Genomic DNA, 1,122 nt, shown 5'->3' with positions numbered 1-1,122 from the left:
ACCGGACTCCGCGACATTGCCGCAGATGCCGAGGTGGATGTCGCATATGTCCACCGATGCTTCGGGTCGAAAAAGCAGCTGTTCGGGGAGGCAGTTCAGGCTCTGATCCGACCTGAGGAAATTCTCGACACGGCTGGCGGCGATGTTGCGAACAGGTTGGCAGCACAGATATTCGTTCATGACGATGCGCGGCATCGAAACGAAATCAGCCCCTTTGATATTGTGAACCACTCTCTGTCCAGCGTCGAGGCCAGAGATGTGTTGCGGGACTTCATAACAAAGGAAATCTTGCCACTCATCGCTGCAAATCTGCAGACTTCAAATCCGACCCGAAACGCATGCTTTGTTGTGGCTTATTTGACCGGGATGGGCATTTTGAGGAACGTCATCGATTTAGAACCGTTGCGTGACGAGGCAGGGGGCTGGCTCGATGCGTTCTCAAAAAAGATCATCGCAGCAATGTTGAAGGATGATCCCGACGTTCCCTCGTAATCGAAGCGGATGTTGGATACCATAGATCGCATCCAGAAGAATCTCCGCATCAAAAGCTGCATCGCCGGCTGCCTTCATGCTCGTCCATTTTGTTCGTGATGCGGACGGGCTTTGGTAGTCAGCCGATCCAATGGGGGTGCACTTCCAGCTGATTGTCTCAACTGGATCGGCAGACGTAGGTTCTAGAGGTCAAATAGCGGCGAGCGAAACACCTCAGCCTTGACGGCGCAGGAATCGACAAAGTTCGGTTTCGGCTTACTTGCCTCCCCCAAAGATCGAATGCGTCACATGCTCGGTGCCGGATCAGGCCACAACCAGTCGCTGCTCGGTGCGAACGTGTCGCTTTTGCAGTTCCAAATACAACTCAGCATATTGTCCTGCACTGCGTTGCCATGAGAAGTCCGCCTGCATTGCCTGTTTCTGTAACCGGCGCCAGATGGAGGGTATCCGCCATGCATCGTATGCACGGTGAATGCCGTCGCGAAGGCCTGAACCATCGACCGGATCAAACTGGAAACCTGTGGCCACCCCTGCGGAGATAGCAGCATCATTCGCATCGATGATTGTTTCGGCAAGCCCGCCGGTGCGCGACACCACCGGAATCGTTCCGTAGCGCAGGGCGTAAAGCTG

The 1,122-nt window shown here is 54.7% G+C and carries 1 protein-coding gene and 1 pseudogene; one reads left to right on the top strand and one right to left on the bottom strand.

The features are described 5' to 3' along the window. Positions 1 to 492: TetR/AcrR family transcriptional regulator (locus RNA01_RS23830; protein WP_170253630.1), on the top strand; the 492-nt coding region annotated here is incomplete at its 5' end. Positions 493 to 795: 303 nt separating this feature from the next. Here the strand turns inward: RNA01_RS23830 and RNA01_RS23355 are convergent. Next, a pseudogene (locus tag RNA01_RS23355) lies at positions 796 to 1,122 on the bottom strand (glycogen synthase GlgA); the annotation flags it as partial.

The sequence above is a fragment of the Paenirhizobium naphthalenivorans genome (genome assembly GCF_007992095.1).
Lineage (GTDB): Bacteria > Pseudomonadota > Alphaproteobacteria > Rhizobiales > Rhizobiaceae > Allorhizobium > Allorhizobium naphthalenivorans.
The sequence above is the reverse complement of the archived record's forward strand: the minus strand, read 5'-3'. Positions and strand labels throughout refer to the sequence as shown.